The organism is Streptomyces sp. NPDC058872, assembly GCF_042743065.1.
Classification (GTDB): Bacteria; Actinomycetota; Actinomycetes; order Streptomycetales; family Streptomycetaceae; genus Streptomyces.
The window spans coordinates 1-1038 of the sequence record NZ_JBHYMK010000162.1 but is presented as its reverse complement, the minus strand read 5'-3'; the positions used below and the strand labels follow the sequence as shown (position 1 = coordinate 1038).

The following is a 1038-nucleotide window of genomic DNA, read 5'->3' as shown; positions in this document are numbered from 1 at the left end:
GGGCGGTTGGCGTTCCTGTTCTCGGGGCAGGGCAGTCAGCGGGCCGGGATGGGACGTGAACTGTACAAGGCCTTCCCCGTGTTCGCCGCCGCGCTGGACGAGATCTGTACGCACTTCGACCGGGAGTTGGACCGGCCTCTGCGTGAGGTGATGTTCGCCGAACCCGGTGAGCAGGCTCTGCTGGACCACACCGCCTACACCCAGCCCGCCCTGTTCGCCCTCGAAGTCGCCCTCTTCCGGCTGCTGGAGGCCTGGGGCATCCACCCCGACCTCGTCACCGGACACTCCATCGGCGAACTCGCCGCCGCCCACACCGCAGGCCTGTGGACCCTCGCCGACGCCTGCACCGTCGTCGCCGCCCGCGGCCGACTCATGCAACAACTCCCGCCCGGCGGCACCATGATCGCCATCGAAGCACCCGAAACCGACGTCCTGCCCCTGCTCGCCGGACACGAAGACCACGCGGCGATCGCCGCCGTCAACGGACCCCGCGCCACCGTCATCAGCGGCACCGAACACATCGTCGAGGACATCGCCGCCCAACTCACCGCAGGCGGCCACCGCACCCGGCGTCTGAAGGTCAGCCACGCCTTCCACTCCCCCCACATGGACCCCGTGCTCGACCAGTTCCGGCAGGTCCTGGACAGTGTGGAGTTCCACCCGACGCGGCTGGCGCTGCCCGCCGGTGAGACGGTGCACGACCCCGAGTACTGGGTCCGTCACATCCGCGACGCCGTCCGCTTCGCCGACCAGATCACCTGGCTCGAACAGCACGACACCACCCACTACCTGGAAATCGGCCCCGGAGGCGTCCTCACCGCCCTCGCCCAGGACACCGTCACCCGCACCGACACCCTCCTCCTGCCCAGCCTGGTCAAGAACCTCGACGAAACCCACGCCCTCACCCGCACCGCAGCCGAACTCCACGTCTCGGGGACGAAGATCGCCTGGCAAGACGTACTCACCGATCTGGGCGTGGCGGCTCCGCACCGCGTCGACCTGCCGACGTACGCCTTCCAGCGCCGCCGGTACTGGCTC

Annotated in this window: 1 protein-coding gene; it reads left to right on the top strand. The window is 69.4% G+C overall.

The features are described from left to right. Window positions 1–6: 6 nt before the first annotated feature. On the top strand, window positions 7–1038 hold a 1032-nt coding region (locus ACFW22_RS35920; protein WP_386413016.1), incomplete at its 3' end, for an acyltransferase domain-containing protein.